The following is a 25,100-nucleotide window of genomic DNA, read 5'->3' as shown; positions in this document are numbered from 1 at the left end:
GTGCTCAATCCGAATGCCGGCGCGCGCTGCTGAAGCGCACCCGGTACTCCTCGGCCGTGACGCCCAGTTGCTTCAGGAACAGCTTGCGCAGCGACTGCTCGGAGGCATAGCCGACGCGCCCGGCGATCGACTTCAAGGGCAGGTCCCCGTCCTGCAGGAGCACGCAGGCCTTGTCGAGCCTGGCCGCGTCGATGTACTGGTTCGGCGCGACGCCCACTTCCTTCACGAACACGCGGCGAAAATTCCGCTCGCTCATGGCCGCCCGCCGGGCCAGATCGCTCTGCGGCATCGGCGACGCGACGTTGGAGAGAATCCAGTCCTGCACCTCGCGGATGCCCGGGTGCGTGGTGTTCTGGCTGGCCAGGTGCATGCTGTACTGGGACTGCCCGCCTGGGCGCCGCAGGTAGACGACCAGATCCCGGGCCACCGCCAGGGCCAGGGAGCGGCCGAAATCCTCTTCCACCAGGGCCAGCGCCAGATCGATGCAGGCGGTCACGCCCGCCGACGTCCAGAGATGACCGGCGCGGATGTAGATCGCGTCGGGCTCCACCTTCACATCCCTGAACTTTCGCTGCAGCAGGCCCGCCGCGCTCCAGTGGGTGGTGGCGCGCAGGCCGTCCAGCAGCCCGGCCTCCGCGAGGAAGAAGCTGCCCGAGCACAGGCCCACCAGGCGGTTCACCCGGGAGGCGTTGTCGCGGGCCCATTCCACCAGAGGCTGGTTCGACGCCAGGGCCTGCTCGATGGCGCGCGCGCCCACGATGACCGCGATGTCCGGGAGGTCGGTCGCGTCCACGGCCTTCGTGGCTTCCAGCGACATCTGCAGGTCGGAGGCGATCGTGCCAACCCGGGTGGAGGCGATCCTCACGCTGTAGCCGGGCGGTCGGCCACTTTGCGCCAGATGGATGTTGGCGTACTCCAGCACGCTCATGGTGCCGATGGCCTCCAGCGCCTTGAACCCTGGGTACACGACCAGGTCGACCCGGACGGGTGAAGAGTGCATAGGGACTTCCATGTTTCAGTGGTTTCGTTGTGCCTGTGTTGTCGTTTCACGAATGGCCCGTTCCGATCCGGCCAACTTGACCGATGCGCCGGCCAACCCGGCTCGAAGCGCCCGTCAACGGGTAGCGCTCAGGCGCCGTCGCCGATATCGTGCGGGGCCCTCTTCGAAAGACGAAGCCAACTATAAGGACCCCCCAAAGATGAAATCGCGCGCTGCCGTGGCCTTCAAGGCCGGAGAACCGCTTCAGATCGTTGAAATCGACGTGGCCCCGCCGCGCCAGGGCGAAGTGCTGGTCCGCATTACGCACACGGGCGTGTGCCACACCGACGCCTTCACGCTGTCCGGCGACGACCCGGAAGGTCTCTTCCCCGTGGTCCTGGGCCATGAAGGCGCAGGCATCGTGGTCGAGGTCGGCGAAGGCGTCACCAGCGTCAAGCCGGGCGACCACGTGATCCCGCTGTACACGGCCGAATGCGGTGAATGCCTGTTCTGCCGATCCGGCAAGACCAACCTGTGCGTGGCCGTGCGCGCCACCCAGGGCAAGGGCGTGATGCCCGATGGAACGACGCGCTTCTCCTACAACGGCCAGCCCATCCACCACTACATGGGGTGCTCCACCTTCAGCGAGTACACCGTGGTGGCCGAGGTGTCCCTGGCCAGGATCGACGCGCAGGCCAACCCCGAGCAGGTCTGCCTGCTGGGCTGTGGCGTGACCACCGGCCTGGGGGCCGTCAAGAACACGGCCAAGGTGCAGGAAGGCGACTCGGTGGCCGTGTTCGGGCTGGGCGGCATCGGTCTGGCCGTGGTCCAGGGCGCCAAGCTGGCCAAGGCCGGCCGCATCATCGCGGTCGACACCAACCCCTCGAAGTTCGACCTGGCCAGGACCTTCGGCGCGACGGATGTCGTCAACCCCAAGGACTTCGACAAACCCATCCAGCAGGTCATCGTGGAAATGACCGGCTGGGGCGTGGACCATTCCTTCGAGTGCATCGGCAACGTCCACGTGATGCGCGCGGCCTTGGAGTGCGCGCACCGCGGCTGGGGCCAGTCCGTGGTCATCGGCGTGGCCGGTGCGGGCCAGGAAATTTCCACACGCCCGTTCCAGCTGGTCACCGGCCGAAAGTGGATGGGCACGGCCTTTGGCGGCGTCAAAGGCCGCACCGAACTGCCCGGCATGGTGCGCGACGCGATGGCAGGCCATCTGCAGTTGGCGCCCTTCGTCACCCACACCCGCCAGCTCAGCGAGATCAACGAAGCCTTCGACCTGATGCACGAAGGCAAGTCGATCCGCACCGTCGTGCGCTTCTGAGCGGTCGCGCTTGCGGGGCGGGACCGCGGTGAACGGCTCAGCCGTTCGCGGGCACGCGCGAAGCCTCGATCTGGCCCAGCAGCCACTGCAGGCCGGCCAGGTGCTGCTGGTCGTGGCTGCAGAGGTAGTGCACCAGGCCGCGCAGGGTCACGGGCCCATAGCCCTCGAACACCGCGGTGCGCTCGAACCGATCGGGCGCCAGCCCGGCCAGCAGGGCCACCGTGCGGGCCCGCGCGGCGCGGAAGTCGAGCAGGGCCTGCGCCGCGTCGGACGTGCCGTAGCCGCGTTCGATGACCAGGGCGTCGGTGTCGATGGACACCAGCGTCGGATGGCTTTCGTTCAGCGTGCGGTGGAAGCGCACCTGATAGCCATCGATTTCGATGTCGCGCACATGGCAGACCTGCTCGAGCGCGGTCAGCGGCTCGCTGGGCACGCCGGCCCAGGACGGCGGCGCCCATTGCGTGAACCCGCTGGGGAACGCGGCAAAGTGCGCCTCCAGCTGGCCCGGGAAGGCTTCCAGGGCGGCGAGGGTGACGGCGTTCATCATCCGCTCAGCGGCCCAGCCGGTACGGCTCGTCGAAATCGATGAAGTCGTGCTCGGCCAGCGCCTCGTCCACCCAGGCCTTCACCCCGGGCAGCGCGCGCACGCGGGCCACGTAGGCGGCGAGGTCGGCCGGCACGGGCAGCTCGTAGGTGGCGATGCGCATGCACACCGGTGCGAAGTACGCATCGGCGATGCTGAACGCGCCAAACAGCAGGGCCCCGGCCGGCTGGGCCGCCAGCAGCTCGCTCCACAGGCCGCACAGGCGGGCCACGTCGGCGCGCACGTCCGGCTTGTCGCGCCAGATCAGGCGGCCGATCTCGGGCAGCGAGGCCTCGATGTTCATGGGGCAGTGGTTGCGCAGCGCGCCAAAACCGCTGTGCATCTCGGCGCAGACGCTGCGCGCCCGCGCCCGGGCGCGCACGTCCTGCGGCCAGAGCTGCTTCTCGGGGAAACGCTCGGCGAGGTACTCGGCGATCGCCAGCGTGTCCCAGATGGCAAAGCCGTCGTCCACCAGCACCGGCACCTTGGCGACCGGGCTGACCGCGCGCAACTCCTTCTTGAAGACCGAATTCACGTCGAACGAGTCGAAGCGGATCATCTTCTCTTCGAACGCAATGCCCGCCTGCTTCATCAGCACCCAGGGGCGCATGGACCAGGACGAGTAGTTCTTGTTGCCGACGTAGAGCTGCAGTGCCATGGAAAGGATCTCCTGAAAGAACCGCCCATGGTAGAGGGTCGCCGGCCACGCATTGATGCCAAAACGCCAGGCGATTGATTCGCGGCCCATGAGGCCCGAGCGGGTTCACGGAAGGTGTTCTGAGGTGAATGCTTTAGGCGTATTTTTCAAGAATGCGCGTCGAGCGCTCCACCTGCAGGAAGGTGTTGATTTCGGAGTCCGATTCCGACACCGCTTCCATGACCGAGCAGGCCATCATCCGGTAGAAGGCTTTGTCCATCGCCTTGCGCGCGGCACACATCTGCTGGGCCACATCCTCGCAGCCCCGGCCATTCTCAACCATCTCGATCAGGCCGCGCACCTGGCCTTCGATGCGCTTGAGCCGGTTGACCACATCGCGCTGATGCTCGGGGCGGTAGGTCGAGTCTTCCTCGGTGGGGGTGGGGATGGGCGCGAGGCGGCGGTTGGGCTTTTTGAGAACGGGTGCGGCCATTGGGGCTCCTGTCGGTTAAAGGTATTCATTTCTGCCACACGCGAAGTGTGCCAAAAAAATACCCCCGCCCCCAAAAAAGCCCGAAGTTTCGGCTCAGCGGCCGGCGCCGTGCCGGTAATCCAACAGCTGGCTGCGCCCGCCGCGGTCGCCGAGGTAGGTCGGGGCCACGCTGTGCACGCTGGCGGGCCGGATGCCCAGTGCCGAAAGGTCGGGCCATTGCCGCGAGGCCACGTTGTCCACCGTCATCGAATCGAGGTTGTCGCGGCTCATCACCGGGTCGCCGGGCATGGCCTCCATCACCATGGCCTGCAGCCGCGCCAGTGGTGCGGGCAGCGGCAGCACGGGGCGCTGCCGGCTGCCATGGCGCCCGGCGATGCGCACGAGCTCGGCCAGGGTGAACACCTCGGGCCCGACGCATTCGAACGTCTGGCCCGCGCTGCTCATGGGCAGGTCGCGGTCGCGCAGGCAGGTCACCACCGCCTGGGCCACGTCTTCCACCCACACGGGCTGAAAGCGCGCGTTCGCGCCGGCCAGCGGCACGACGGGCAGCACGGCCTGCAGGCGCGCGAACAGGTTGAGAAAGCGGTCGCCCTCGCCAAAGACCACGCTGGGCCGCAGGATGGTGAGGTCCAGGCCCGCGCCGCGCAGCACCTCTTCGCCGCGCGCCTTGCTGCGCTGGTAGCGTGACGGGCCGTCCAGGCTCGCGGCCAGCGCGCTCACGTGCACCACGCGGCGGATGCCGTCGGCCGCGCAGGCCTCGGCCAGCGAGAGTGGCAGTTCCACGTGCACGCGCTCGAAGTCGTCTTCGCTGCCGTGCAGGATCGCCACGAGGTTGACGAGCGCGTCGTGCCCGTCCAGCAGGCTGAGCAGTTGCCCGGGGTCGTGCACGTCGGCTTCGAGCACCGTCACCCGAGGCAGGTGCTGCACATGCGCGGCGTTCAGGGCGCGGCGGGTGGGCACGGTGATGCGCCAGCCCTGGCGGTGCAGTTTTTCGCAGACGTGGCGGCCGATGAAGCCGGTGCCACCGAGGACAAGAACGTTCTTCATGGGCGTCAGGGCAGGTCGGGGTTGACGGTGGGGGCGTTCACCGGGCGCGGGCCCACGGTGCCCAGCCGCGCGCGCAGCGACTGCGGCTGGCCGGTGATTTGCGCGGCGTAGTTGGTGGTGTTGGCCAGCACGCGCTTGACGTAGTCGCGCGTTTCCTCGAACGGGATGTTCTCGGTCCAGACCTCGCCCGGCAGCACCGGCCCGTTGCGCCACTGGCGCGAGCGGCCGGGCCCGGCGTTGTACGCGGCGGCGGCCAGCGGCAGCGAGCCCTGGAAGTCGTCGAGCGCGAACTTCAGGTAGGCGGTGCCGATCTGGATGTTGGTGTCGCGCTCGGTGATCTGGGCGGGTTTGAAGTTGGTCAGGCCGATCTTGTTGGCGGTCCAGCGCGCGGTGGCCGGCATCACCTGCATGAGCCCGGAAGCGCCCACGCCCGAGCGGGCGTCGGTGATGAAGCGGCTTTCCTGCCGGATCAGTCCGTACACGTAGGCCGGGTCCAGGCCGATCTCGGTGGCGCGGCTGACCACCTGGGCGCGGTGCGGCGTGGGGAAGCGCTGCGCGTGGTCCATCGATTCGGGCGTGCGCAGGCTGGTGTTGATGCAGCGGTCCCAGAGCTCATGCTGGCAGGCCAGGGCCGAGGCGGCCAGCAGCTCGCGCTCGCCCATGCCGCCGGGGGTGTGCAGGCCCACGGTGTAGTTCCACTCGCGCACGCCTTCGCTGCGCAGGCCCAGGCGGATGGCGATCAGCGCGCGGCGCAGGCCGGGGTTGTTCTGCGCGGCGGCGACTTCCTCGGCGGTGAGCGGTGCGGGCGCGGCCGGCACGGTGATGGGCCGGCCGAGTTCTTCCATCGCCAGCTGTTCGTAGAAGTCGCGGGTGGAGGCGATGCTCTCGAACAGCTCGCGCGCCTTGGCCGAGGCGGCCACCGGGTCGGGCAGCTTGAGCGCCTGCACCGCGCGCGCTTCCCAGTACACCCAGGCCGGGTCGCTCTGCTGGGCCTCGCTCATGGCGGCCACGGCATCGTGCACGGCGCTCCAGGAGCCCGCGCGCATGCCCGCGCGCGCCTTCCAGGCCAGGTGCTCGTCGTGCATGTGGCGGTCTTCGCCGTTGGCGAAGTAGCCCAGCGCCTCGGCCTGCAGCTTCTGCGCCGAGCGCTTGCCGATCACGCCCCAGGTCCAGCTGCGCTCTTCCTTGGTGAGCTGGGCCTTCCAGCGCGTGCGGTCCATCTCCAGCGCGGCGGCGGTGGGGTCGTTGGCGGCGAGGCGGATGATGGCCAGCGTCACCAGTTCCTTGGTGCGGGGCCGGATCGCGGTGAGTTTTTCGTCCAGGTACTTCGCGGGGTCGCTTGCGATGCTGTCGACCGTGGCGCTCAGGTCCGGGTCCAGCACTGCCACGGCCTGGGTGCGCAGCGCGCGCGCGGTTGGCGTCCATGGCCAGCCGGGCGCGCTGCCACACCACCTGGGGTTTGAGCTGCCCGGCGTCGAGCAGGAACTTGGCGGCGGTCGCGCAACCATCTTCGGCCTCGCGCTGCGCGTGCCAGTTGGCCTGCACCACGGGCGCCACGGCCTCGCCGGTCGCGCGGCCGGTCATCACGTCGCGCATGAGTGCGTAGCAGCGCACCTGGCGGTCGTCGTTCATGCGAAAGCGTGGCAGCTCGGCGTCGAAGTTGGCCCAGTCGCGTGCCTTGCCTAACTGCAGCAGCCAGTCGTTGCGCAGGCGGTCTTCCCAGTAGGTGCCCGCCATGCGGTCGAGCGCGGCGCGGATGTCCACCGGCGTGGCGATGTCCAGCCGCGAGCGGATGCTCCAGTAGTTCGCCAGCGGCTCCAGCGCGTGGCCGCGCACGGTGGGCAGCAGGTTGGCGAGCTGGAAGCTGTTGCCGCGCGAATAGGCCGAGCGCATCTCCAGCAGCGCGGCATCGCCGCCGCCGCTGGTGGCTTGTGCCAGCGCAAGGCCCGGTGTCACGAGCACCGCCATAATGAGCCGCAGTCCCAGCCCTTGCAGGCGTCGACCGATTCGCCGCGCGCTGCCCTGTTTCTCATCAACCAGATTCATGTGTCGATTATGGACAACAAAGACGGTCAGAGTCCCCACAAACCCCACGCTTCGCCGGGCGACGGATCGGCGGCTGCGCTGAAGGTCGAATGGCGCAAATCGCTGATTGAAAAACGACAGTCTCTGGCCGACCGCGCCTGGCGCAACGACCTGCTGCAGCGGGTCATGCGCGTGTGGCTGATCCACCGGCCCGACACCGTCATCGGCGCGTATTGGCCGATCAAGGGCGAGTTCGATCCGCTGCCCGCGCTGTTCCGCTGGCAGGAGGCCGGCCTGGAGGAGGACGCGCAAGGGCAGCAGCAGCACCGGCGCATCGGCCTGCCGGTGGTGAACAAGGTGGACAAGACGCTGACCTTCTACACCTGGTACCCGGGTTGCCCGATGGAAGAAGACGCCTACGGCATTCCCAAGCCGAAGGACACCGAGATCGTCGTGCCCACGCTGATTTTCGTGCCCTGCGTGGGCTACGGGCCCGGCGGTTTCCGCCTGGGCTATGGCGGCGGTTTCTATGACCGCACGCTCGCCAGCCTGAATCCCAAGCCGTTCACCGTGGGCCTGGGCTACGACTTCGGCTGGCTGCCCTACCTCAAGCCCGAGATCCACGATGTGCCGCTGGACGCGATCCTGAGCGACACGGGCGTGATGTGGCCTGAGCGCTGAGCGGCACCGCCGTGTCGGTCGCACGGCGAACTTGGGGAAATGGGTGAGTCACTCAGGTCTTCCAGCGCCGTGCTGGGTATCAAAGACTGTTTGAACATGAATTCTTTCCACATTGCGTCGAACACCGGCCGCTGTGCCGCGTCGAATGAAGGCGACATCGTCGGCTCTCAGGGTCGCCTTCGCTCCTATGAAGACCTGGCCCTCCTCATGCAGGAAACGCTGGGCACGTTCTTCCCGCTCGAAGGCCCCTTCCTGGGTCTGGCGGATTGCCGATCGGTGTTGACCGCCATGAACCACGGATTCAGTGCCCTGACCTCTGAAAGGCGCTGTGAGGCGAGGGCCGCACTGCAAGCTCTGCGCGATGAGTTGAGCCTCTCGGACCCGAATGGCGCGTGGTCCAAGGACATTCACGCCGACTTGAAAGAGACCATCCGCCAGTGCGCCTCGCCGCTGAACACGTTGCAACGCGACTTGGTTCGGCACATCACGGGCTATCTGGCCGAGGCGGACGTGCGGGTCGCAGGTGCGGTCAACCGAAAACTCAGGAAGGCCACCGAAGACCGGCTGCTGGCCCAGGCGATCAGAAGCCACTTCTCGGTGACGCGGTCACAAGATGGCGTCATGCCGGCGTTTCAGTCGTTCCTGGCAAGCATCAAGCAACTCGATGAGTACATGCAGGGGACCCCCTTGATGGCCTTGTCGGAGAAGCTGACCCGTCTCTTTGACATCGAGGACAGAACGAAGGTGTTTGACCAGATGCTGTGCTTTGTCGAGGCCATGCCGCAGGGTTTCCGATCGAAGCCGCTGGTGGCCCTCGGGGGGCGCTTCTGGGAGTTGTGGCAAGACGACCGGCACGATCGATTCGATGCCCTCCTGAATCTGGCCAAGACATGCCGTTCGATGAGGGATGGCCTGTTTTCGAGGAACTGGCCGGGTCATTGATCTCGCTCACCGAAGAGTCGGTGGAAAACCGGTTCAACGCGCTGTTGAACATCGCGAATGAGGCGCCGCTGGCTCGGCGCAGCGAATGCCTGGTCTGCTTGGCCAAAGAACTGGCGTGCATTCCCAATGAAGAAAGAAAGGCGTCGTTCGATCGGATCCTGCAAATGAACCAGGTCATTCCCGCTGACGAGCAAGGCGCGGTGCTGGTTGCGTTGGCAACCCAATGCGCAAACCTTCCCGAAGACGTCAGCAAAAACGGGTTCGACGCCGTTCTTGATGGGGCGAAGGCATTGCCCGATGCTCAGCGCGCGCAGCCACTGGTCGCCCTGGCTGGCCGTCTCTCGGTGCTGCCGGACAGCTCATCGATGCTGCAGGTGCTCAACGCGCTCCTGGTGGTGGTCGAGTCGATGACTGAAGGCCGGGAAGGGGTGTTGATCGAGGCGGCCAATGGCCTGTATGGCTTGGACAGCGAAGCCAAGGTGCTGGCGCGCGAGGCCGTTCTGAACGTTGCCGACCAACTTCCCCCGGAGCAGAGGATGCTCGTGCGGGCGCAGCTGGAACCATTGGGCGTCTAGGCGGCTTTGGGCGAAACCGGTCTTCGATGCCGGTTGCCCGGCGCCGCTACGGATGGTCCGCGCTCGCGTGCACCTCGGTGATGCGCTTCTCGCGCCGCACGAGGTAGAGCCCGCTGCCCACGATGATGGCCGCGCCCACCCAGGTGTGGGCGCTGGGCAGGGTGTGCCAGATCAGCCAGTCCAGCCCCAGGCCCCAGGCCAGCGCGCTGTACTCGAACGGGGCCACGGCCGAGGCCTGGCCGTGGCGGAAAGCCTCGGTGATGGCGAGCTGGCCGCAGAAGCCGGTGACGGCCAGGGCCACCAGCAACAGCGCGTCGCTGCGCCGGATCGGCACCCACTCGGCCCAGGAGAGCGCGCCCGCGCCGAGGGCCATGAACACCATCATCCAGAACACCATGCTCTCGCTGCTGTCGGTGCGGGTGGCCAGGCGCCCGACCACGGCCGAGATCGCGTAGCACAGGGCCGCGCCCAGCGTGGCGAGGCCGCCGAGGGTGACGAAGCCGGCCTGCAGGTCGCCGCCGCTGGGGCGCAGCGCGATGAGCACGCCCACGAAACCGATGGCAATCGCCCACCAGTGCGCCTTGGGCACGCGCTCCTTGAGCACGGGCACCGAGAGGGCGGTGATGAGCAGCGGCGAGATGAAGAACAGCGTGTACGCGGCCGACAGCGGCAGCTCGCGAACGCCCAGGGTGAACAGCGCGAGCATGGTGATGCCGAGCACGCCCCGCAGCAGGTGCAGCGGCCAGCGGACCTTGAGCAAGGTGTGCCAGCCACCGCGCCACGAGATGTAAAGCAGCACCAGCGGCAGGGCGGTGAGGCCGCGCAGCGCGGCGATCTGCAGCACCGGGTAGGTGGCGGAGAGGGTCTTGAGCACCGCGTCCATGAACGCGAAGAAGCCCACGGCCACGAGCATGAAGGTGATGCTGCGCAGGTTGCCGGCGGCGAGGTGCTGAGAGGACGACATGAAGACTTTGGATGGGAAAGCGCCGGAGTGTGCCTGAGCGCGCGCGATCGCGCAGGCACCACCGCGCCTCAGTCCATCTGGTCCACTGTGTCGGGATCGGGCACGTCGCCGATGGCTTCGCGCGTTTCGGCGGCCTGCTTGAGCAGCCATTCGCAAAAGGCCTTGACCTCGGGCCGCTGCGCGCTGCGCGGCGCGACCAGCAGCCAGTACACGAGCGGCGAGTCCAGCCGGGTGTGGGGCAGGGGCTCGACCAGCGCGCCGCTGGCCAGGCTTTCGGCCACCAGCGGCAGGCGCGCGAGCGCCACGCCCTGGCCGGTGAGTGCGGCCTGCACGATCTGGTTGGCGTAGTTGAAGTACATCCAGCGCTGCGGCGAGAGCTTGGCCAGCGTGGCACGGCCACCGCGTTTGCCGGCCGGGGTGGCGGGCTTGTTGCCGAAGGTGTCGAGCCAGCGTTGCCAGGTGAGCCATTCGAGGTGGCGCGTGCGGTGCGCGTCACCGGCCTCGATGAGGGCGCAGCGCGAGAGGTCTTCAATGCTGTGGATGGGCTGGGTCTTGAGCAGCCAGGGGCTGGCCACGGGCGTGAGCTGTTCGCCGAAGAGGCGCTGCGCGTCGGCGGGCATGGCCTGTGGCACGGCGTAGCGCAGGGCGAGGTCCACGTCGGAGGTGGCAAGGTCCACAGCGTTGTCGGTGGCGTCGATGCGGATGTCGATGTCGGGGTGGTCGCGCTGGAAGGCTTCGAGGCGCGGAATCAGCCACATGGAGGCGAACGAGGCCCAGGTGGTGATGCGCAGCGCCCTTGCGGCCCGCGCTCTGGCGGATCTGCCGCACGGCCGCGTCGATGCGCTCCAGCGCCATGCTGGAGGCGCGCAGCAGTTGCGAGCCCGCGCTGGTGAGTTCGACCGCGCGCGTGTGGCGCAGGAAGAGGGCGGTGCCGACCTCGTCTTCGAGCGCCTGGATCTGCCGGCTGACCGCGCTTTGCGTGAGCGAGAGTTCTTCGGCGGCAGCGCGGAAGTTGAGGTGGCGGGCCACGGCTTCGAAGGCGCGCAGATGCCCGGCGGCAATGGGGCGGGTGCGGGGGTGGCTGCTGGTGAGCTGCATGGGGGGCTCCGGGCATTGATGCGGTTAGCGAATCAATAGCTTACTGCGTATTCATTGGACGCAGAGGGCGTTCGGCCCGAACATTCATTCCCAGGATGAGCCATCGTCCCTTGTTAAGGAGCCTTCCATGAACACCCGTTTCGCCCCCATTGCCGTTGTGTCCGACCGCGTTGCCTGCCCCGCTGCCCTGCGTGGCTGGCGCCTCGACGCGCGCCGCGCGATGACCCTGCGCCCGCAGGTGCCGAGCCGCCTGCACATCACGCAGGGCCGAGCGTGGGTGACGCTGGGTGTGCCGCACCAGGGCGCGGGCAACGAATCGGGTGACGTGATGCTGGCCGCGGGTGAAAGCCTGGTGGTGCCGGCGGGCGCGCGCCTGGTGATGGAGCCCTGGCAGCCGGCCAGCGCCGGCCCGGTGCGTTTCGACTGGTGCGCCGAGCCCCAGGCCGTGGACCAGCCCGATCGCTTCGGCCGCGAGGTGGTGGCGCCGTCGCGCGAGCTTGCCGTGGCCCTGGGGCAGGCAGGCTGGGCGTTCGCCCGGCTGATGCGCGGCCTGTTCGGCTACAGCGAGTACCTCGTTGCCGGCCGGGGCCGGGTGCTCACGCCCTACGAATCCAACCCGCCCTGAGGCCTCGCGCGCCCACGCTCTGTCGCTGCGCGGGTCGCTGCCCTCCGAGGGGGCTGGCCTTGCTTGGGGCGGCCCTGCGCTGCGGCCGTCAGCGGGGCTTGCGTTTCGGCTTGCGCGCGGCCACCGCCGCCTCCAGCGCGAGCCGTGCCCAGGGCAGCATGAGCGCGGGTGACTCCAGCGCCTCGTCCGGGGGCGTGTGGTAGTGCAGCCGCCCGGACTTGCCCTTGAATTCGTACACGAAGGGGCGGCCGCCGGCGGCCAGCCAGCGCGGCTCGGTCTCGGCGTTGGTCTTGAGGAACAGCGTGTCCCACGCAATGATCGCGATGTTCATGCCGTCGGTGGAAATGCCCCAGCCGCCGAACATGCGCTTGGGCACGCACGGCCCCACGCCCGAGAGCAGTTCGCAGGCGTGTCGGGCGAAGGGATCGACGGGTTTGACCATGGCCGGATCTTAGGGCGCCATCCGGCAGAATGCGCCGATGGCCCGACCAAAATCCGCATCCCACGAGCTCAAGCGCGACGAAATCCAGAACGTCGCGGCGCGCTGCTTCGCCGCGCAGAGTTTTCCCGCCACAAGCATGAACGAGGTCGCCGCCGCCTGCGGCACCAGCAAGGCGCGGCTCTACCACTACTACGAGAGCAAGGAAGCGATCCTGTTCGACCTGCTCGACCGCTACACCCAGCGCCTGCTCGCCCTCATCGGCGAGGCCGAGGCGCGCGCGCAACGCAAGAACCTGAGCGAGCGCGACGCCCTGAGCGAGCTGGTGCGGGCCTTCCTGGCCGAGTACGAGACTTCGGCCACGCGCCACATCGCCCTGGTGTCCGACACCAAGTTCCTCGGCCCCGTGCAACGCATGCTGATCGTCAACCGCCAGCGCGATGTGGTGGCGGCGTTCACCCGTTTCATCATCCGCGCCTACCCCGAGCGCGTGACACCGGCCAACCAGACCGCGTTGACCATGATGCTGTTCGGCATGATCAACTGGACCTTCACCTGGCTGCGCCCGGGCGGCCCCATGAGCTACAGCGCCTTCGCCGAGGAGGTGGTGCAGATGCTGGAACGCGGTTTGTCCGGTGGCCCCACGGGGGCATCATGATTTACGTATGCGTAATTGATTTCGTTTAGGTAAAATTTGTGCTTCCCCACAGGAGACCCCCCATGAGCAAAGCCTTCGCCTCCCAGGCCGACCTGGACGACAAGAAAACCACTTTCGAACAGCTCAGCAAACATTGCTGGGCCTACACCGCCGAAGGCGACCCGAACTCGGGCGTGATCATTGGCGAGAAGTTCATCATGGTGAGCGACGCCACGGCCACGCCGGCCATGGCGCAGGACCTGATCAGGCAGATCCGAACCGTCTCCGACAAGCCCATCAAGTACGTGCTGCTGACCCACTACCACGCGGTGCGCGTGCTGGGTGCGAGCGCCTACGTGGCCGAGGGCGCGACCGAAGTGATCGCCAGCCGCGGCACCTACGAACTCATCGTGGAGCGCGGCGCCGAGGACATGCAGAGCGAGATGGAGCGCTTCCCGCGCCTGTTCCGGGGCTCCGAGAGCGTGCCCGGCCTGACCTGGCCGACGCTGGTGGTGGGCGATGGCCAGCCCGGCCGCCAGGGCTCGTTGACCGTGGACCTGGGTGGCGTGAAGGTCGAGATCTGGCACCCGGGCCAGGGCCACACGCGCGGTGACACCATCGCCTGGGTGGAAGAAGAGAAGGTGCTGTTCAGCGGCGACCTGGTGGAATACGAAGCCGGCGTGTACACCGGCGACGCGCAGCTGGAAGAATGGCCCGCCACGCTCGAAGCCCTGCGCGCACTCCAGGCCGAGGCCATCGTGCCCGGCCGTGGCGAAGCCATGAAGGGCCGCGCCGATGTGGACAAGGCGCTGGACTACACCAAGCGCTGGGTGACCACGCTGTTCCAGGCCGGCAAGGAAGCCGCCGCCGCCGGCATGGACCTCAAGGCCGCCATGGCCCACACCCGCAAGAGCATGGACCCGGTGTTCGGCCACGTGTTCATCTACGAACACTGCCTGCCGTTCGACGTGAGCCGCGCCTACGACGAAGCCAAGGGCATCAAGAACCCCCGCATCTGGACGGCCGAGCGCGACAAGGACATGTGGGCGGCCTTGCAGGGCTGACCGCGAAGCGGGCGGACCTACAAGCGCACAGCGCGCCGCAGGGCTGACCGCAGGCCTGGCTCAGGCGGGCTGCTGCCCGCTTCGGGCGGCCAGCACGGCCGCCATCTGCGCCACCAGTTCGGCCAGGGGGCCCGTGCCTTCCCCGGCATAGATGGAGACCGCGATCGGCGGTTCGCCCTGGAACGGCGCGTGGCGCCGCACGCGGTAGCCGGCCACCGCATTCCGGGGCAGGAGCGACAGGCCCAGCCCGGCCTCCACCGCCACCAGCACGTTGTGCAGGCTGTTGCCCGTGAAGGCGATGTACCAGCCCAGCCGCTCCTGTTCCACGCGCTCGAACATGGCCTCGCGGTAGAGGCCGCCGGGCGGAAAAGCCACCAGCGGCAGGGGGTTGGGCCAGGCCGGCGGGGCCTCGGCGCTTTCGAACCAGGCCATGGCCTCGGGAAAGCTCGCGCGGTGATCGGGGCTGGCGCTCTGTTCCTTGGCGATGGCGATGTCCAGTTCACCGGCCCGGTAGCGCCGGATCAGATCGCGGCTCAGGCCGGCCGTCACGTCCAGGTGGATCTCGCGGTGGCGCCGCGCAAAGTCCGCAAAGGCCTGGGCCATCGGCGCGCTGACCAGGTCTTCGGGCACCCCGATGCGCAAGGACACCGTGCCCGCGGGGTCGCGCAGCGCCGATGCCGCCTCTTCCTGCAGCGCCAGGATGCGGCGCGTGTAGCCGAGCAGGCGCTCGCCGGCCGCCGTGGGCTGGATCGGCCGCGCCGCGCGATCGATCAGCACCTGCCCGACGGCTTCTTCCAGGCGGGCGAGCTGCTGGCTGATGGTGGACTGCGTCATGCTCAGGCGGTCCGCCGCCAGGGTGAAGCTGCCGGCATCGGCGATGGCCGCAAAAGCGCGCAGCAGGCGGGGGTCGAGCAGAGGAATCATTTGAAAAATGGATGAAATTCATCCTAACATTTAATTTCCAAATGTTGGCCGCCTTGCCTACAGTGGAGCCACCATGCTTCGCCGTTCCATCCTTGCCTCACTCGCCGTGCTTCCATTTGCCTCTTCGGGGAGTGAGGCCGGGAAGGCCTTCCCGCTGCATGTCGCCGCCGGCCGGAACGATGTCGCCGGCATCCGTCGGCTGTTGGCCGAGGGCGCGCCGATCGACGCGCGCGACGGCAGTGGCGCGACCGCGCTGCTGGTCGCCACCCATGCCAACCAGGTCGAGGCGGCCCGCGCCTTGATCGAGGCCGGCGCCGACGTCAATGCCAAGGACGGCATCAACGACAGCCCTTATCTCTACGCGGGAGCCCGGGGCCACCTGGCCATCCTGAAGATGACGCTGTCGCACGGCGCCGATCTCAAGAGCACCAACCGCTACGGCGGCACCGCGCTCATCCCGGCGGCCGAGCGCGGCCATGTGGAGACGGTGCGCGCGCTGATCGAGGCGGGTGTCGCGGTCGACCACGTCAACCGGCTCGGCTGGACCGCGCTGCTGGAGGCCATCATCCTGGGCGACGGCGGCGAGCGCCACCAGCAGATCGTGGGCCTGCTCGTGAAGGCCGGCGCCAATGTCAACCTGGCGGACAAGGACGGCGTCACGCCGCTGCGCCATGCCCGCACCAAGGGCCAGAAGCCGATCGAAGCGATGCTGCTGGCCGCCCACGCGCGCTGAAGCCCCATGAGCGACACAGACACCCACTTCCTGCACCAGGCCATCGAACTGGCGCGCGACAACATGGCCCAGGGCGGCCGCCCGTTCGGCGCGGTGGTGGTGCGCGGTGGCGAGGTGCTGGCGCACCGGCGTCAACGAGATCCTGCGCGACCCACGACCCGACGGCCCACGCGGAGATGTCGGCCCTGCGCGCCGCCAGCCGCCGGCTCGGATCGCCCGACCTGAGCGGCTGCGCTGTCTACGCCAGCGGCCACCCCTGCCCCATGTGCCTGGCGGCGATGCGGCTGGCCGGCGTGGTGCGGGTCGCCTACGCCTATTCCAACGAGGAGGGCGCGCCGTTCGGGCTGTCCACGGCGGCGATCTACGAAGACCTCGCCAAGCCCTTGGCCGAGCAGTCCATGCACATTCGCCACCTGCCGGTGCCGCGCCCAGATCTGTACGCGCAATGGGCGCAGGCGCAGGCGCAGGCACGGAACCGGAAGGCCTAGGCCCGTGAAGGTGAACGTCCGCTGGCTGCTGGTCGCGGTGGCCCTGATCGCGCTCAACCTGCGGCCCTTCATCGCGGGCATCGGGCCGCTGGCGGCCGACATCGGCCGGCACACCGGGCTCGGTCTGAAGGGGATGTCGCTGCTGACCCTGGTGCCGATGCTGCTGATGGGCGTGTTCGCCTTCGCGGGCCCCTGGCTGCAGACCCGCATCGGAGCACGCCGCGCCGTGGTGGCCGCGCTGATCCTGCTGGTGCTGGGCTCCGTGCTTCGCCTGTTCACGCAGAACGGCTGGCAGCTGGTGGGCACCGCCGCCCTGCTGGGCTTGGGTGCGGCGGTGGTGCAGGCGCTGCTGCCCGGCATCGTCAAGCGGCAGTTTCCGCGCCATGTCGGTGTGGTGATGGGCCTGTACTCGGCGATGCTGATGGGCGGCGGCGCGCTCGGTGCGCAGGTCGCGCCGCTGGTGGCGGCGGCCAGCGGCAACTGGCACCTGGGCCTGGCCTGGATGGCCGTGCCCGCGCTGCTCGCCGTGGCGCTGGCGGCGCGCAGCCTGCCGCCCGACGCCCCGGGCCGCCAGGACAGCCTGGCCGTGACGGCCTACCTGCGGCGGCCGCGCGTCTGGCTGCTGATGCTGTGTTTCGGCCTGGTCAACGGCGGTTATTCGACCGTCGTGGCCTGGCTGGCACCGTTCTTTCAGGAGCATGGCTGGAGCGCGGCCGGCAGCGGCACGCTGCTGGCCGTGCTGGCGCTGAGCCAGGCGCTGGCGGCCCTGGGCCTGCCGATGCTGGCCGGCCGGCGCAAAGACCGCCGGCCCTGGCTGTGGTTCACGCTGGCCCTGCAGGCCATCGGCTTCGCTGCGCTGGCGCTGTGGCCCGATGCGGCGCCTCTGGCCTGGGTGGTGCTGCTGGGCGCGGGGCTGGGGGGCTGCTTCGCGCTGTCCTTGATCGTGGCGCTGGAGCACCTGTCCGATCCCGGGCAGGCGGGGGCGCTGTCGGCGCTGATGCAGGGCGGCGGCTTCCTGATCGCCGCGATACCACCCTGGATCATCGCCTTGCTGCGCGACGCGACGGGAGGCTTTCGCGCCGGCTGGCTGATGCACCTGGCCTGCGTGGCGCATCGTCGCGCTGCTGTACGGGCGCGTGGCCCCGGCCAGTTACCCGGGCGCGATCCGCCTGGTGCCGCGCGCCACCTGAGCGCCGGCCCGCTCGCGCTACGATCCGCAGCGCATGCCCACCACTTCCGCCCTACACCACACCGCCACCGACTGGGGCATCGTCGCGGTCTTCGCCGTCGTCTACCTGGGCATGTTCCTGGGCGGCCTGCCGCGCCTGAAGCTGGACCGCTCGGGCGTGGCCCTGCTCGGCGCCATCGCGGTGATCGGCCTGAGCGGCCTGCCGGTGGAGGACGCGGCGCGCTCGGTGGACCTGCCCACCATCGTGCTGCTGTTCGCGTTCATGGTGGTCTCGGCGCAGATGCGCCTGGGCGGTTTCTATGGTGCGGTGACGCGGCGGGTGGGCGCGCTGCCGCTGTCGCGCAACGGCCTGCTGGCCGCGCTGATCGTGGTCTCGGGCGCGCTCTCGGCGGTGTTCTCCAACGACATCATCTGCCTGGCCATGACGCCGGTGGTGGCGCGGCTGTGCCTGCAGCGTGGCATCAACCCGCTGCCCTTCCTCATCGGCCTGGCCTGCGCGGCCAACATCGGCTCGGCCGCCACGCTGATCGGCAACCCGCAGAACATGCTGATCGGCTCGGTGCTGCAGCTGCCCTTTGGCGGTTATGTGCGGCAGGCGCTGGCGCCGGTGCTGATCAGCCTGCTGCTGTTATGGCTCTGGCTCGCGTTCGGGCCCGGTGCGCGCACCGCGTCCGCCCCCGAGGCCGCCGGCCTGCCTTTCGCGGCCGTGGCCGAAGCGCCGCCCCGAAGAGCCCGCCTTCGATGCCTGGCAGACCACCAAGGGCCTGCTGGTGGCGGGCGCGCTGATGCTGATCTTCCTGTTCACCGACTCGCCACGCGACGTGGCGGCCCTGGTGGGCGCGGGCCTGTTGCTGCTCAGCCGGCGGCTGCATTCCTCGCACGTGCTGCGCCTGATCGACTGGCCGCTGCTGCTGCTGTTCATGGGCCTGTTCGTGGTCAACCACGCGTTCGAGACCACCGGCCTGGCCGCGCAGGCGGTGGCCTGGCTGGGCACGCTGGGCGTGCACCTGGCCGAGCCGGGGCCCTTGCTGGTGGTGAGCGCCGTGCTGTCCAACCTGGTGTCCAACGTGCCGGCGGTGATGCTGCTGCTGCCGCACCTGGGCGGCAGCGGCGCGCAGGCCGGCGCGATGCTCGCGCTGGTGACCACCTTCGCGGGCAACCTGCTGCTGGTGGGCTCGATCGCCAACCTGATCGTGGCCGACCTGGCGCGCCAGCAAGGCATCGTGATCGACTGGAAACGCCACGCGGTCACCGGCATTCCGGTGACGCTGCTCACGCTGGCCGTGGTGTGGGGCTGGATGCGCTTTGTCGCCTAGCGCGCCTCAGCGTTGCGCGCTCAGCGTGCGCAGGTCGTCTTCGTAGCCCTTGAGCACGCGCACGGCGTTGGCGCGCTGCTCGGCCGTGGTGGCGTTGTGCAGCGTGGCGAACTGGGCGCAGCCCTGGCGCACGAGGGCCTGGTTGTAGGCGTGGTAGCTGGGCTCGGGCGATTGGCGGATGCGCGCGATGTGCTCGCGCACCAGCTGCTCGGCCTTGGCGGGCGTGGCCTGCGCGTCGCGGATCGTCTGCAGCAGGTCGGCCTGGCGGCGCAGGCGCTCGGCCTGGGTGCGTTGTGGGTCGAAGGGCGACTGCTGCAGCCAGTCCCGCAGGAGATCGCGCTGTGCCGGACTGAGCTTGCCGTAGAACGATTCGCTGCGCTCGACGGCCTTGTCCAGCCGCTTGTTCAGGCGCTGTTGGGGGCTGCCCCGCAGGAAGTCCTTTTCAAAGTCCTCGTTGCTTTCGGCCTGCTGCTTCTTCAGGTTCTCCAGCTGCTCCGGGGTCAGCTGCAGGGCCAGGCGCGCGAACGGTTCCACCGTCTCGGCCGCGGCCCGCTCCAGCCGCTGGCGGATGTCCTCGAACTGCGCGCAGGCCTGCGCGGGCGAGACCTGGTCCACCGCCATCGTCTGCCACTGGCGCAGCAGGCTGGCGTAGGCTGGCAGCTCCTGGCGGCGGTGCCACTGGAAGAAGGCCTTGAGGTCTTCGCGCGTCTGCGCGGTCTGCGTGTCCGTCAGGTCCACGTGGCGGTCGATCCACCAGTAGCTCAGGGTGGGCGCCTGGTTGTAGGCCAAGCGCGTGGCGGTGCAGGCAACAAGGAGGATTGCCAGCGTCACCAGTGCGCCAAGGCGCAGCGCACGGCGGGCGATAATGCCCGGCTGGTGATGGCCGGCAAGAACGCCGTGCAACCCGTCTCTGCAAGAGGTGTTCATGTCGTTCCCTGTGGATGTGGTGGTGATGGCGGCCGGCAAAGGCACGCGGATGAAAAGCCTTCGGCCCAAAGTGTTGCACCGTTTGGGCGGGCGTGCACTGGCCCAGCATGTGATCGACTGTGCAGCGCGGTTGTCCGCGCGATCGGTGGTGGTGATCACCGGCCACGGCGCCGAGCAGGTCGAGGCCGGCCTCACGACCCCCGTGGCAACCGGCGACAGCGCCGCCCCGAAACTGCGCTTCGTGCGCCAGGAGCCCCAGCTGGGCACCGGCCACGCGGTGCAGCAGGCCGTGCCCGTGCTGGCCGACGACGGCGTGGTGCTGATCCTCAATGGCGATGTGCCCTTGATCGGACAGGCCACGCTGGAGACCTTGCTGCAGGCCTGCGACGGGCAACACCTCGCGCTGCTGAGCGTGGACACGGGTGGCGACGCCACCGGTTACGGCCGGATCGTGCGCGCCCTCGATGCGGACCGCTCGGTGCACGCCATCGTGGAACACAAGGACGCCAACGAGGCGCAGCGGCGCATCACCGAGTGGTACAGCGGCGTCATGGCCGCGCCCGCCGCCCTGCTCAAGCCCCTGCTTCAAGGCCTGACCAACGACAACAGCCAGCGCGAGTACTACCTCACCGACGTGGTCAAACATGCCGTGGCGCAAGGCTTGGTGGTGCGTGCCGTGACCACGGGCGATGAGGTCGAGGTGGCGGGCGTGAACAGCCCGGTGCAGCTGGCCGAGCTGGAGCGCGCCTACCAGCGCCGGCTCGCCGACGCCCTGATGGAGCAGGGCGTGCGCCTGGCGGACCCCGCGCGGCTGGACGTGCGCGGTGAACTGCTCTGCGGCCAGGACGTGGAGATCGACGTCAACTGCGTGTTCGAAGGCCGCGTGAAACTCGGCGACGGCGTGCGCATCGGCGCGAACTGCGTGATCGCCAACGCCGCCATCGACGCAGGCGCGGTGATCCATCCCTTCACCCACATCGACGGCGAGAAGCTGGGCGTGTCGGTCGGGCGCGGCGCGCTGGTGGGGCCGTTCGCGCGGCTGCGCCCGGGCGCGCAGCTGGGCGAAGAGGTGCACATCGGCAACTTCGTGGAAGTGAAGAACAGCACCCTCGCCGCGGGCGCCAAGGCCAACCACCTGGCCTACCTGGGCGACGCCACCGTGGGCGAGCGGGTGAACTACGGCGCGGGCAGCATCACCGCCAACTACGACGGCGCCAACAAGCACCGCACGGTGATCGAGGCCGACGTGCACGTGGGCAGCAACTGCGTGCTGGTGGCGCCGATCACCATCGGCGCGGGGGGCACGGTGGGTGGGGGCTCCACCCTCACCAAGAGCACGCCGCCCGGCGCGCTCGCGGTCGCGCGCGGCAAGCAGATGGTGCTGGACGGCTGGCAGCGCCCGACCAAGAAGAAAAGCTAGGAGCGAAGGGCTTTCGTCCAGAGCACCCGCAGAACCGGCTTTGCGGGGCTGCCAGGTGCGCCCCCTTGAGGGGGGACGCGCGCAGCGCGGCGGGGGGTGTTTCTCTACCTCCCGCGCACGTCTTGTGAACTGCCGTCGAAGCGGCTGTCGCCGCGCTCGTGGCTGTCAAAGCCGCTGTTGCCGTTGAGCCGGGCCTCGTCGAAACCGCGGCGGCCATTGCGGTTGAGGTCCATCAGCCCGCTCATGCCCATGATTTCCGATTCGCGGAAGCCGGTGTTGCCATGCTGCTGGTCGAAACCGGAGAACTGGCTTTCCAGCTGCTGGCGCGCGTTCTCGCGCCGTTCTTCGCGGCTCCTGGGCTTGGGCAGTTCCGCCAGGTTGAGCTGGGCCCGGAAATCGGCCGGCGAAGGCATGCGGTGAATGCCGTTCTTGAGAAACACGAAACGCACGCCCGCTGTCTTGAGGATGCGGTTCTTGATCTTGACCTTGAGGGCCTTGGCCTTGGCGTCGCTCAGGTGGTGTTGCTCCACGTCGAACGCAAAGCTGGGGCGACCGTCCGGGCCGCAGACCACGAAGTCCACCTTCTGCTCGTACAGCCGCTCCTCGGCGCGCCTGCGGTCGGCCGCGCGCCGCACCGTCAGCATGTCCTTGAGCATCATGTTGGGCAGCACGATCTGGCCCGGAAAGGTGTCCTGCAGGTAGTCCAGCATGTGGGCCTGCTCGGCCGTGAGGATGCGCTCCGGTGAGTACCGGTCGTCGCGGCCGGACGACTCGCGGCGCCTGAGGCGGCGGACCGCCCAGACGCACAGCGCCAGCACCACCAGGGCGGCGGCGCCGAGCAGCGCGATCGTCACAACATCCATGCAAGCTCCTTGAACCCGAGCGGATCGGGAGATGGGATTTTAGGAGCGTGTTACAGGTGCCCTGGGCCGTCAACCGCTCAGGACCGATGTGAGGTCCTTTTTTGTGCGGTTTGCATCAATATCCGGCCCGATGTGGTTTACGAAGGTATTCAATTGCCCCCGCCGCTGCGCCCCCGGCCCAGCGGCAGCCGGGGATCGAACTTGGCGCGCTTGAGGCTGAAGAAGGCCTTGATGTTGCGCACGTTGGCGTCGCTGGTGAACAGCTGCTGGGCCAGCGCGAGGTAGGCCGGCATGTCCACACAGTGCACCACCAGCATGAAATCGGGCCCGGGGCTCACGCGGTAACACTGCTGCACCTCGGGCGTGGGCAGCACGCGGGCCTCGAAGGCGTCCAGGTGCTCCGCGCCCTGGCGCTCCAGGGTGATTTCCACCAGCGCGGTGAGGCCATGGCCCAGCAGCGGGGCGAGCCGGTCGGCGCTGAGCAAGGCCACCTCGCGCTCGATCAGCCCGAGCTGGCGCAGCCGTTTGACGCGCCTCAGGCTGGTGGGCGGCGAGAGGTGGGCCAGCTCGGCCAGCGCCTGATTGCTGCGCGAGGCATCCGCCTGCAGCAGCTCCAGCAGCCGCAGATCGGCTTCGTCGATGTCGATTGGTTCCATAAAATCGAGTTTGGTGAAATATTTGACGGTTTTTATGGTGTTCAGAAATTATCAGCCGTCTGTGGTCATTATTTGATCATTAATTTCTTGGTGCCGTGTTTAGCATCACGCATCCCATTTTTCAGGAGCGAGTATGTGCGGCATCGTGGCAGGGGTTTCCGGGCGTGACATCGTGCCCGTGCTGGTTCAGGGCCTGCAGCGGCTGGAGTACCGCGGTTACGACTCCTGCGGTGTGGCCGTGCACAGCGGCGGCCTGCAGCGCGCGCGCAGCACGTCGCGCGTGGCCGAACTCGCGCAGCAGGTGCAGCAGGAGTCCATCGGCAGCGGCACCGGCATCGCCCACACCCGCTGGGCCACTCACGGCGCCCCGGCGGTGCACAACGCCCATCCCCATTTCAGCCACGGTCCTGGCGCCGTCGCGGGCGCGGCCGGCCGCGTGGCCCTGGTGCACAACGGCATCATCGAAAACCACGACGAACTGCGCGCCGCCCTGCAGGCCAAGGGCTACGTGTTCGAGAGCCAGACCGACACCGAAGTCATCGCCCACCTGATCGACTCGCTCTACGAAGGTGACGTGTTCGCCGCGCTGCAGGGCGCGGTGTCGCAATTGCACGGCGCCTACGCGCTGGCCGTGTTCCACAAGGACGAGCCGCACCGCGTGGTCGGCGCGCGCGCCGGCTCACCCCTGGTGCTCGGCGTGGGGCAGGGCGGGGCGGAACACTTCCTCGCCAGCGACGCCATGGCCCTGGCGGGCGTGACCGACCAGATCGTGTATCTGGAGGAAGGTGACCTCGTCGACCTGCAGCTGGGCCGCTACTGGGTACTCGACAGCGCAGGCCGCGCCCTGAGCGCCGTGCAGCGCCCGGTGAAGACCGTGCAGGCCCACAGCGGCGCGGCCGAACTCGGCCCGTACCGCCACTACATGCAGAAGGAAATCTTCGAGCAGCCGCGCGCGATCGGCGACACGCTCGAAGGCCTGGAGGGCATCACGCCCGAGCTGTTCGGCGACGGCGCGTACAGCGTGTTCAAAGAGATCGACAACGTGCTCATCCTGGCCTGCGGCACCAGCTACTACAGCGGCTGCACCGCCAAGTACTGGCTGGAGGAGATTGCGAAGATTCCCACGCAGGTGGAAGTGGCGAGCGAGTACCGCTACCGCACCAGCGTGCCCAACCCGCGCACCCTGGTGGTGACCATCACGCAAAGCGGCGAGACGGCGGACACGCTGGCCGCGCTGCGCCACGCGCAAAGCCTGGGCATGAAGCACACGCTGACGGTGTGCAACGTTGCGCACCTCGGCGATGGTGCGCGAATGCGAGCTGGCCTACATCACCCGTGCGGGGGTGGAGATCGGTGTCGCGTCCACCAAGGCCTTCACCACGCAACTGGCCGGGCTGTTCCTGCTCACGCTGGCGTTGGCGCAATCGCGCGGGCACCTGAGCGAAGAAGCCGAAGCCGAGCACCTCAAGGCCATGCGCCACCTGCCGGTGGCCCTGCAGGCCGTGCTCGCGCTCGAGCCGCAGGTGATCAGCTGGGCCGAAGACTTCGCGCGCATGGACAACGCGCTGTTCCTGGGCCGGGGCCTGCATTACCCGATCGCGCTCGAAGGCGCGCTCAAGCTCAAGGAGATCAGCTACATCCACGCCGAGGCCTACCCGGCAGGCGAGCTCAAGCACGGCCCGCTGGCGCTGGTGACGGCGGCGATGCCCGTGGTGACGGTGGCGCCCAACAACGCGCTGCTGGAAAAGCTCAAGAGCAACATGCAGGAAGTGCGCGCGCGCGGCGGGGTGCTGTATGTGCTGGCCGATGCCGACACCCGCATCGCCAGCAGCGAGGGCATCCACGTCATCCGCATGCCCGAGCACTACGGCGCGCTGAGTCCCTTGCTGCACGTGGTGCCGCTGCAGATGCTCGCGTACCACACGGCACTGGCCAAAGGCACGGACGTGGACAAGCCGCGCAACCTGGCGAAGAGTGTGACGGTGGAGTGAGGGGTTTGGACTTGGGTGTGTGGTTGTTCTCAAGAAATGAGGTCTGTCGGAAAAGAATAGGTCTGTCGGAAAACAAGGCCTTAAAGGTAACAAAACGCAACAAGATCGTTACGCTTCAGGTTGCGTCACGTTGAGGTGGTGCGCCAAGTTGGCGACGTTACCCCTAGGGGCCAATCGCATAGTGCCCAGCGCGCAAGTGCATCCGATCCAGCGAAAGCCGAACTCACTGGGCGGCAGCTTTGCAGCGGTTGCCGACGTTCTCCGGCAGCTGAAGTACTGACGTTAACCAACCCTATGCGGTCACTCGGCCCGGCATCCGAAGAAGTCCGGAATGCCGCTTGAGGAGGGGCTGCGGGGGCGACCGAGCCAAAGTCAAGTTGGGGCAGCGACTCGAAAAGGTGAGTGCCGAAGGCATGGCCCCATGGACTAGGTGGCGTGATGCATACTGATGCGCGATGCGGCCGTTTGCCAAAG

The 25,100-nt window shown here is 68.4% G+C and carries 23 protein-coding genes and 5 pseudogenes; 15 read left to right on the top strand and 13 right to left on the bottom strand.

Annotated elements, in window-relative coordinates; all coding sequences use genetic code 11:
• Nucleotides 1-4: 4 nt before the first annotated feature.
• Nucleotides 5-1,000 carry a GlxA family transcriptional regulator gene (locus ACFJGX_RS00640; RefSeq protein WP_382323061.1) on the bottom strand — a complete coding sequence of 332 codons (996 nt, stop codon included), beginning with the start codon at nucleotides 998-1,000 and terminating at the stop codon, nucleotides 5-7.
• A gap of 199 nt (nucleotides 1,001-1,199) precedes the next feature.
• Between ACFJGX_RS00640 and ACFJGX_RS00635 the strand changes: the two genes are divergently transcribed.
• Nucleotides 1,200-2,309 (top strand): S-(hydroxymethyl)glutathione dehydrogenase/class III alcohol dehydrogenase, encoded by a 1,110-nt coding sequence (locus ACFJGX_RS00635; protein WP_382323062.1) that lies wholly within the window; start codon nucleotides 1,200-1,202, stop codon nucleotides 2,307-2,309.
• Nucleotides 2,310-2,346: 37 nt separating this feature from the next.
• Here ACFJGX_RS00635 and ACFJGX_RS00630 read toward each other — a convergent pair whose 3' ends face one another.
• The 5 genes and pseudogenes from ACFJGX_RS00630 to ACFJGX_RS00610 form a co-directional block, all read right to left on the bottom strand.
• A complete protein-coding gene (locus tag ACFJGX_RS00630; RefSeq protein ID WP_382323063.1) occupies nucleotides 2,347-2,853 on the bottom strand; it encodes a DinB family protein in 507 nt (168 codons plus the stop codon).
• A gap of 7 nt (nucleotides 2,854-2,860) precedes the next feature.
• Entirely contained in the window at nucleotides 2,861-3,550 is a 690-nt protein-coding gene (locus tag ACFJGX_RS00625; protein WP_291121718.1) for a glutathione S-transferase family protein, read from the bottom strand.
• A 133-nt stretch (nucleotides 3,551-3,683) separates the two neighbouring features.
• Nucleotides 3,684-4,022 carry a metal-sensitive transcriptional regulator gene (locus ACFJGX_RS00620; RefSeq protein WP_382162267.1) on the bottom strand — a complete coding sequence of 113 codons (339 nt, stop codon included), beginning with the start codon at nucleotides 4,020-4,022 and terminating at the stop codon, nucleotides 3,684-3,686.
• A gap of 93 nt (nucleotides 4,023-4,115) precedes the next feature.
• The gene (locus ACFJGX_RS00615; protein ID WP_382323064.1) at nucleotides 4,116-5,069 is read right to left on the bottom strand and encodes a complex I NDUFA9 subunit family protein; all 954 of its coding nucleotides are present in this window, start codon (nucleotides 5,067-5,069) and stop codon (nucleotides 4,116-4,118) included.
• 5 nt (nucleotides 5,070-5,074) lie between these two features.
• A pseudogene (locus ACFJGX_RS00610) lies at nucleotides 5,075-7,037 on the bottom strand (transglycosylase SLT domain-containing protein).
• Between the two features lie 87 nt (nucleotides 7,038-7,124).
• Between ACFJGX_RS00610 and ACFJGX_RS00605 the strand changes: the two are divergent.
• The 3 genes from ACFJGX_RS00605 (at nucleotide 7,125) to ACFJGX_RS00595 (ending at nucleotide 9,292) form a co-directional block, all read left to right on the top strand.
• Nucleotides 7,125-7,775: a 5-formyltetrahydrofolate cyclo-ligase gene (locus ACFJGX_RS00605; RefSeq protein ID WP_382323065.1), complete on the top strand. Its 651-nt coding sequence runs from the start codon at nucleotides 7,125-7,127 to the stop codon at nucleotides 7,773-7,775.
• 69 nt (nucleotides 7,776-7,844) lie between these two features.
• Nucleotides 7,845-8,717 (top strand): hypothetical protein, encoded by an 873-nt coding sequence (locus ACFJGX_RS00600; RefSeq protein ID WP_382327536.1) that lies wholly within the window; start codon nucleotides 7,845-7,847, stop codon nucleotides 8,715-8,717.
• The gene (locus ACFJGX_RS00595) at nucleotides 8,666-9,292 is read left to right on the top strand and encodes a hypothetical protein (RefSeq protein WP_382327534.1); all 627 of its coding nucleotides are present in this window, start codon (nucleotides 8,666-8,668) and stop codon (nucleotides 9,290-9,292) included. The genes ACFJGX_RS00600 and ACFJGX_RS00595 overlap by 52 nt, the downstream gene beginning before the upstream one ends.
• A gap of 46 nt (nucleotides 9,293-9,338) precedes the next feature.
• On the opposite strand, the gene ACFJGX_RS00590 is transcribed toward ACFJGX_RS00595, so the two are convergent.
• Complete coding sequence (locus tag ACFJGX_RS00590) at nucleotides 9,339-10,256, bottom strand: DMT family transporter (protein ID WP_382162256.1); 918 nt, start codon at nucleotides 10,254-10,256, stop codon at nucleotides 9,339-9,341.
• A 68-nt stretch (nucleotides 10,257-10,324) separates the two neighbouring features.
• Nucleotides 10,325-11,354 (bottom strand): annotated as a pseudogene (locus tag ACFJGX_RS00585) (LysR substrate-binding domain-containing protein).
• A gap of 127 nt (nucleotides 11,355-11,481) precedes the next feature.
• Here ACFJGX_RS00585 and ACFJGX_RS00580 point away from each other — a divergent pair.
• Nucleotides 11,482-11,979 (top strand): DUF2917 domain-containing protein, encoded by a 498-nt coding sequence (locus tag ACFJGX_RS00580; protein ID WP_382162253.1) that lies wholly within the window; start codon nucleotides 11,482-11,484, stop codon nucleotides 11,977-11,979.
• Nucleotides 11,980-12,067: 88 nt separating this feature from the next.
• Here ACFJGX_RS00580 and ACFJGX_RS00575 read toward each other — a convergent pair whose 3' ends face one another.
• Nucleotides 12,068-12,421 (bottom strand): TfoX/Sxy family protein, encoded by a 354-nt coding sequence (locus ACFJGX_RS00575; RefSeq protein WP_382323067.1) that lies wholly within the window; start codon nucleotides 12,419-12,421, stop codon nucleotides 12,068-12,070.
• Between the two features lie 37 nt (nucleotides 12,422-12,458).
• Here ACFJGX_RS00575 and ACFJGX_RS00570 point away from each other — a divergent pair, with 37 nt between their 5' ends.
• Both ACFJGX_RS00570 and ACFJGX_RS00565 read left to right on the top strand, forming a co-directional pair.
• Nucleotides 12,459-13,076, top strand: a complete 618-nt coding sequence (locus ACFJGX_RS00570) for a TetR/AcrR family transcriptional regulator (RefSeq protein WP_382323068.1) — start codon at nucleotides 12,459-12,461, stop codon at nucleotides 13,074-13,076.
• A gap of 62 nt (nucleotides 13,077-13,138) precedes the next feature.
• Nucleotides 13,139-14,119: an MBL fold metallo-hydrolase gene (locus tag ACFJGX_RS00565; RefSeq protein WP_382323069.1), complete on the top strand. Its 981-nt coding sequence runs from the start codon at nucleotides 13,139-13,141 to the stop codon at nucleotides 14,117-14,119.
• Between the two features lie 60 nt (nucleotides 14,120-14,179).
• Here ACFJGX_RS00565 and ACFJGX_RS00560 read toward each other — a convergent pair whose 3' ends face one another.
• Nucleotides 14,180-15,043 carry a LysR family transcriptional regulator gene (locus ACFJGX_RS00560; protein ID WP_382323070.1) on the bottom strand — a complete coding sequence of 288 codons (864 nt, stop codon included), beginning with the start codon at nucleotides 15,041-15,043 and terminating at the stop codon, nucleotides 14,180-14,182.
• 73 nt (nucleotides 15,044-15,116) lie between these two features.
• Here ACFJGX_RS00560 and ACFJGX_RS00555 point away from each other — a divergent pair, with 73 nt between their 5' ends.
• The 6 genes and pseudogenes from ACFJGX_RS00555 to ACFJGX_RS00530 all read left to right on the top strand — a co-directional run bounded on the left by ACFJGX_RS00555 (nucleotide 15,117) and on the right by ACFJGX_RS00530 (nucleotide 18,769).
• Complete coding sequence (locus tag ACFJGX_RS00555; RefSeq protein WP_382323071.1) at nucleotides 15,117-15,776, top strand: ankyrin repeat domain-containing protein; 660 nt, start codon at nucleotides 15,117-15,119, stop codon at nucleotides 15,774-15,776.
• Between the two features lie 6 nt (nucleotides 15,777-15,782).
• Nucleotides 15,783-16,001, top strand: coding sequence for a hypothetical protein (locus tag ACFJGX_RS00550; RefSeq protein ID WP_382327532.1), 219 nt, complete (start codon nucleotides 15,783-15,785; stop codon nucleotides 15,999-16,001).
• A complete protein-coding gene (locus tag ACFJGX_RS00545; RefSeq protein ID WP_382323073.1) occupies nucleotides 15,953-16,264 on the top strand; it encodes a hypothetical protein in 312 nt (103 codons plus the stop codon). Before ACFJGX_RS00550 ends, ACFJGX_RS00545 begins: the two co-directional genes overlap by 49 nt.
• Nucleotides 16,265-16,268: 4 nt before the next feature.
• A pseudogene (locus ACFJGX_RS00540) lies at nucleotides 16,269-17,454 on the top strand (cyanate transporter).
• A 33-nt stretch (nucleotides 17,455-17,487) separates the two neighbouring features.
• Nucleotides 17,488-18,039 (top strand): annotated as a pseudogene (locus tag ACFJGX_RS00535) (SLC13 family permease); the annotation flags it as partial.
• Between the two features lie 184 nt (nucleotides 18,040-18,223).
• On the top strand, nucleotides 18,224-18,769 hold the full coding sequence (locus tag ACFJGX_RS00530) for an SLC13 family permease (RefSeq protein WP_382328835.1): 546 nt from the start codon (nucleotides 18,224-18,226) through the stop codon (nucleotides 18,767-18,769).
• A 6-nt stretch (nucleotides 18,770-18,775) separates the two neighbouring features.
• On the opposite strand, the gene ACFJGX_RS00525 is transcribed toward ACFJGX_RS00530, so the two are convergent.
• Nucleotides 18,776-19,558, bottom strand: coding sequence for a DUF6279 family lipoprotein (locus ACFJGX_RS00525; protein WP_382327530.1), 783 nt, complete (start codon nucleotides 19,556-19,558; stop codon nucleotides 18,776-18,778).
• Between the two features lie 136 nt (nucleotides 19,559-19,694).
• Here ACFJGX_RS00525 and glmU point away from each other — a divergent pair, with 136 nt between their 5' ends.
• Nucleotides 19,695-21,116, top strand: a complete 1,422-nt coding sequence (glmU, locus tag ACFJGX_RS00520; protein ID WP_382162214.1) for a bifunctional UDP-N-acetylglucosamine diphosphorylase/glucosamine-1-phosphate N-acetyltransferase GlmU — start codon at nucleotides 19,695-19,697, stop codon at nucleotides 21,114-21,116.
• A gap of 104 nt (nucleotides 21,117-21,220) precedes the next feature.
• On the opposite strand, the gene ACFJGX_RS00515 is transcribed toward glmU, so the two are convergent.
• Together ACFJGX_RS00515 and ACFJGX_RS00510 are read right to left on the bottom strand one after the other, a co-directional pair.
• Nucleotides 21,221-21,979 carry a DUF2726 domain-containing protein gene (locus ACFJGX_RS00515; protein ID WP_382323076.1) on the bottom strand — a complete coding sequence of 253 codons (759 nt, stop codon included), beginning with the start codon at nucleotides 21,977-21,979 and terminating at the stop codon, nucleotides 21,221-21,223.
• A 149-nt stretch (nucleotides 21,980-22,128) separates the two neighbouring features.
• On the bottom strand, nucleotides 22,129-22,635 hold the full coding sequence (locus ACFJGX_RS00510; protein ID WP_382323077.1) for an Lrp/AsnC family transcriptional regulator: 507 nt from the start codon (nucleotides 22,633-22,635) through the stop codon (nucleotides 22,129-22,131).
• A gap of 133 nt (nucleotides 22,636-22,768) precedes the next feature.
• On the opposite strand from ACFJGX_RS00510, the pseudogene glmS reads away from it, so the two are divergent.
• Nucleotides 22,769-24,626, top strand: a pseudogene (glmS, locus tag ACFJGX_RS00505) (glutamine--fructose-6-phosphate transaminase (isomerizing)).
• The last annotated feature ends 474 nt before the right edge of the window (nucleotides 24,627-25,100 follow it).

This window comes from Hydrogenophaga sp. UC242_50, assembly GCF_042697355.1.
In the GTDB taxonomy this organism is placed as follows: Bacteria; Pseudomonadota; Gammaproteobacteria; order Burkholderiales; family Burkholderiaceae_C; genus Hydrogenophaga.
This window is presented reverse-complemented; position numbering and strand designations above follow the sequence as displayed.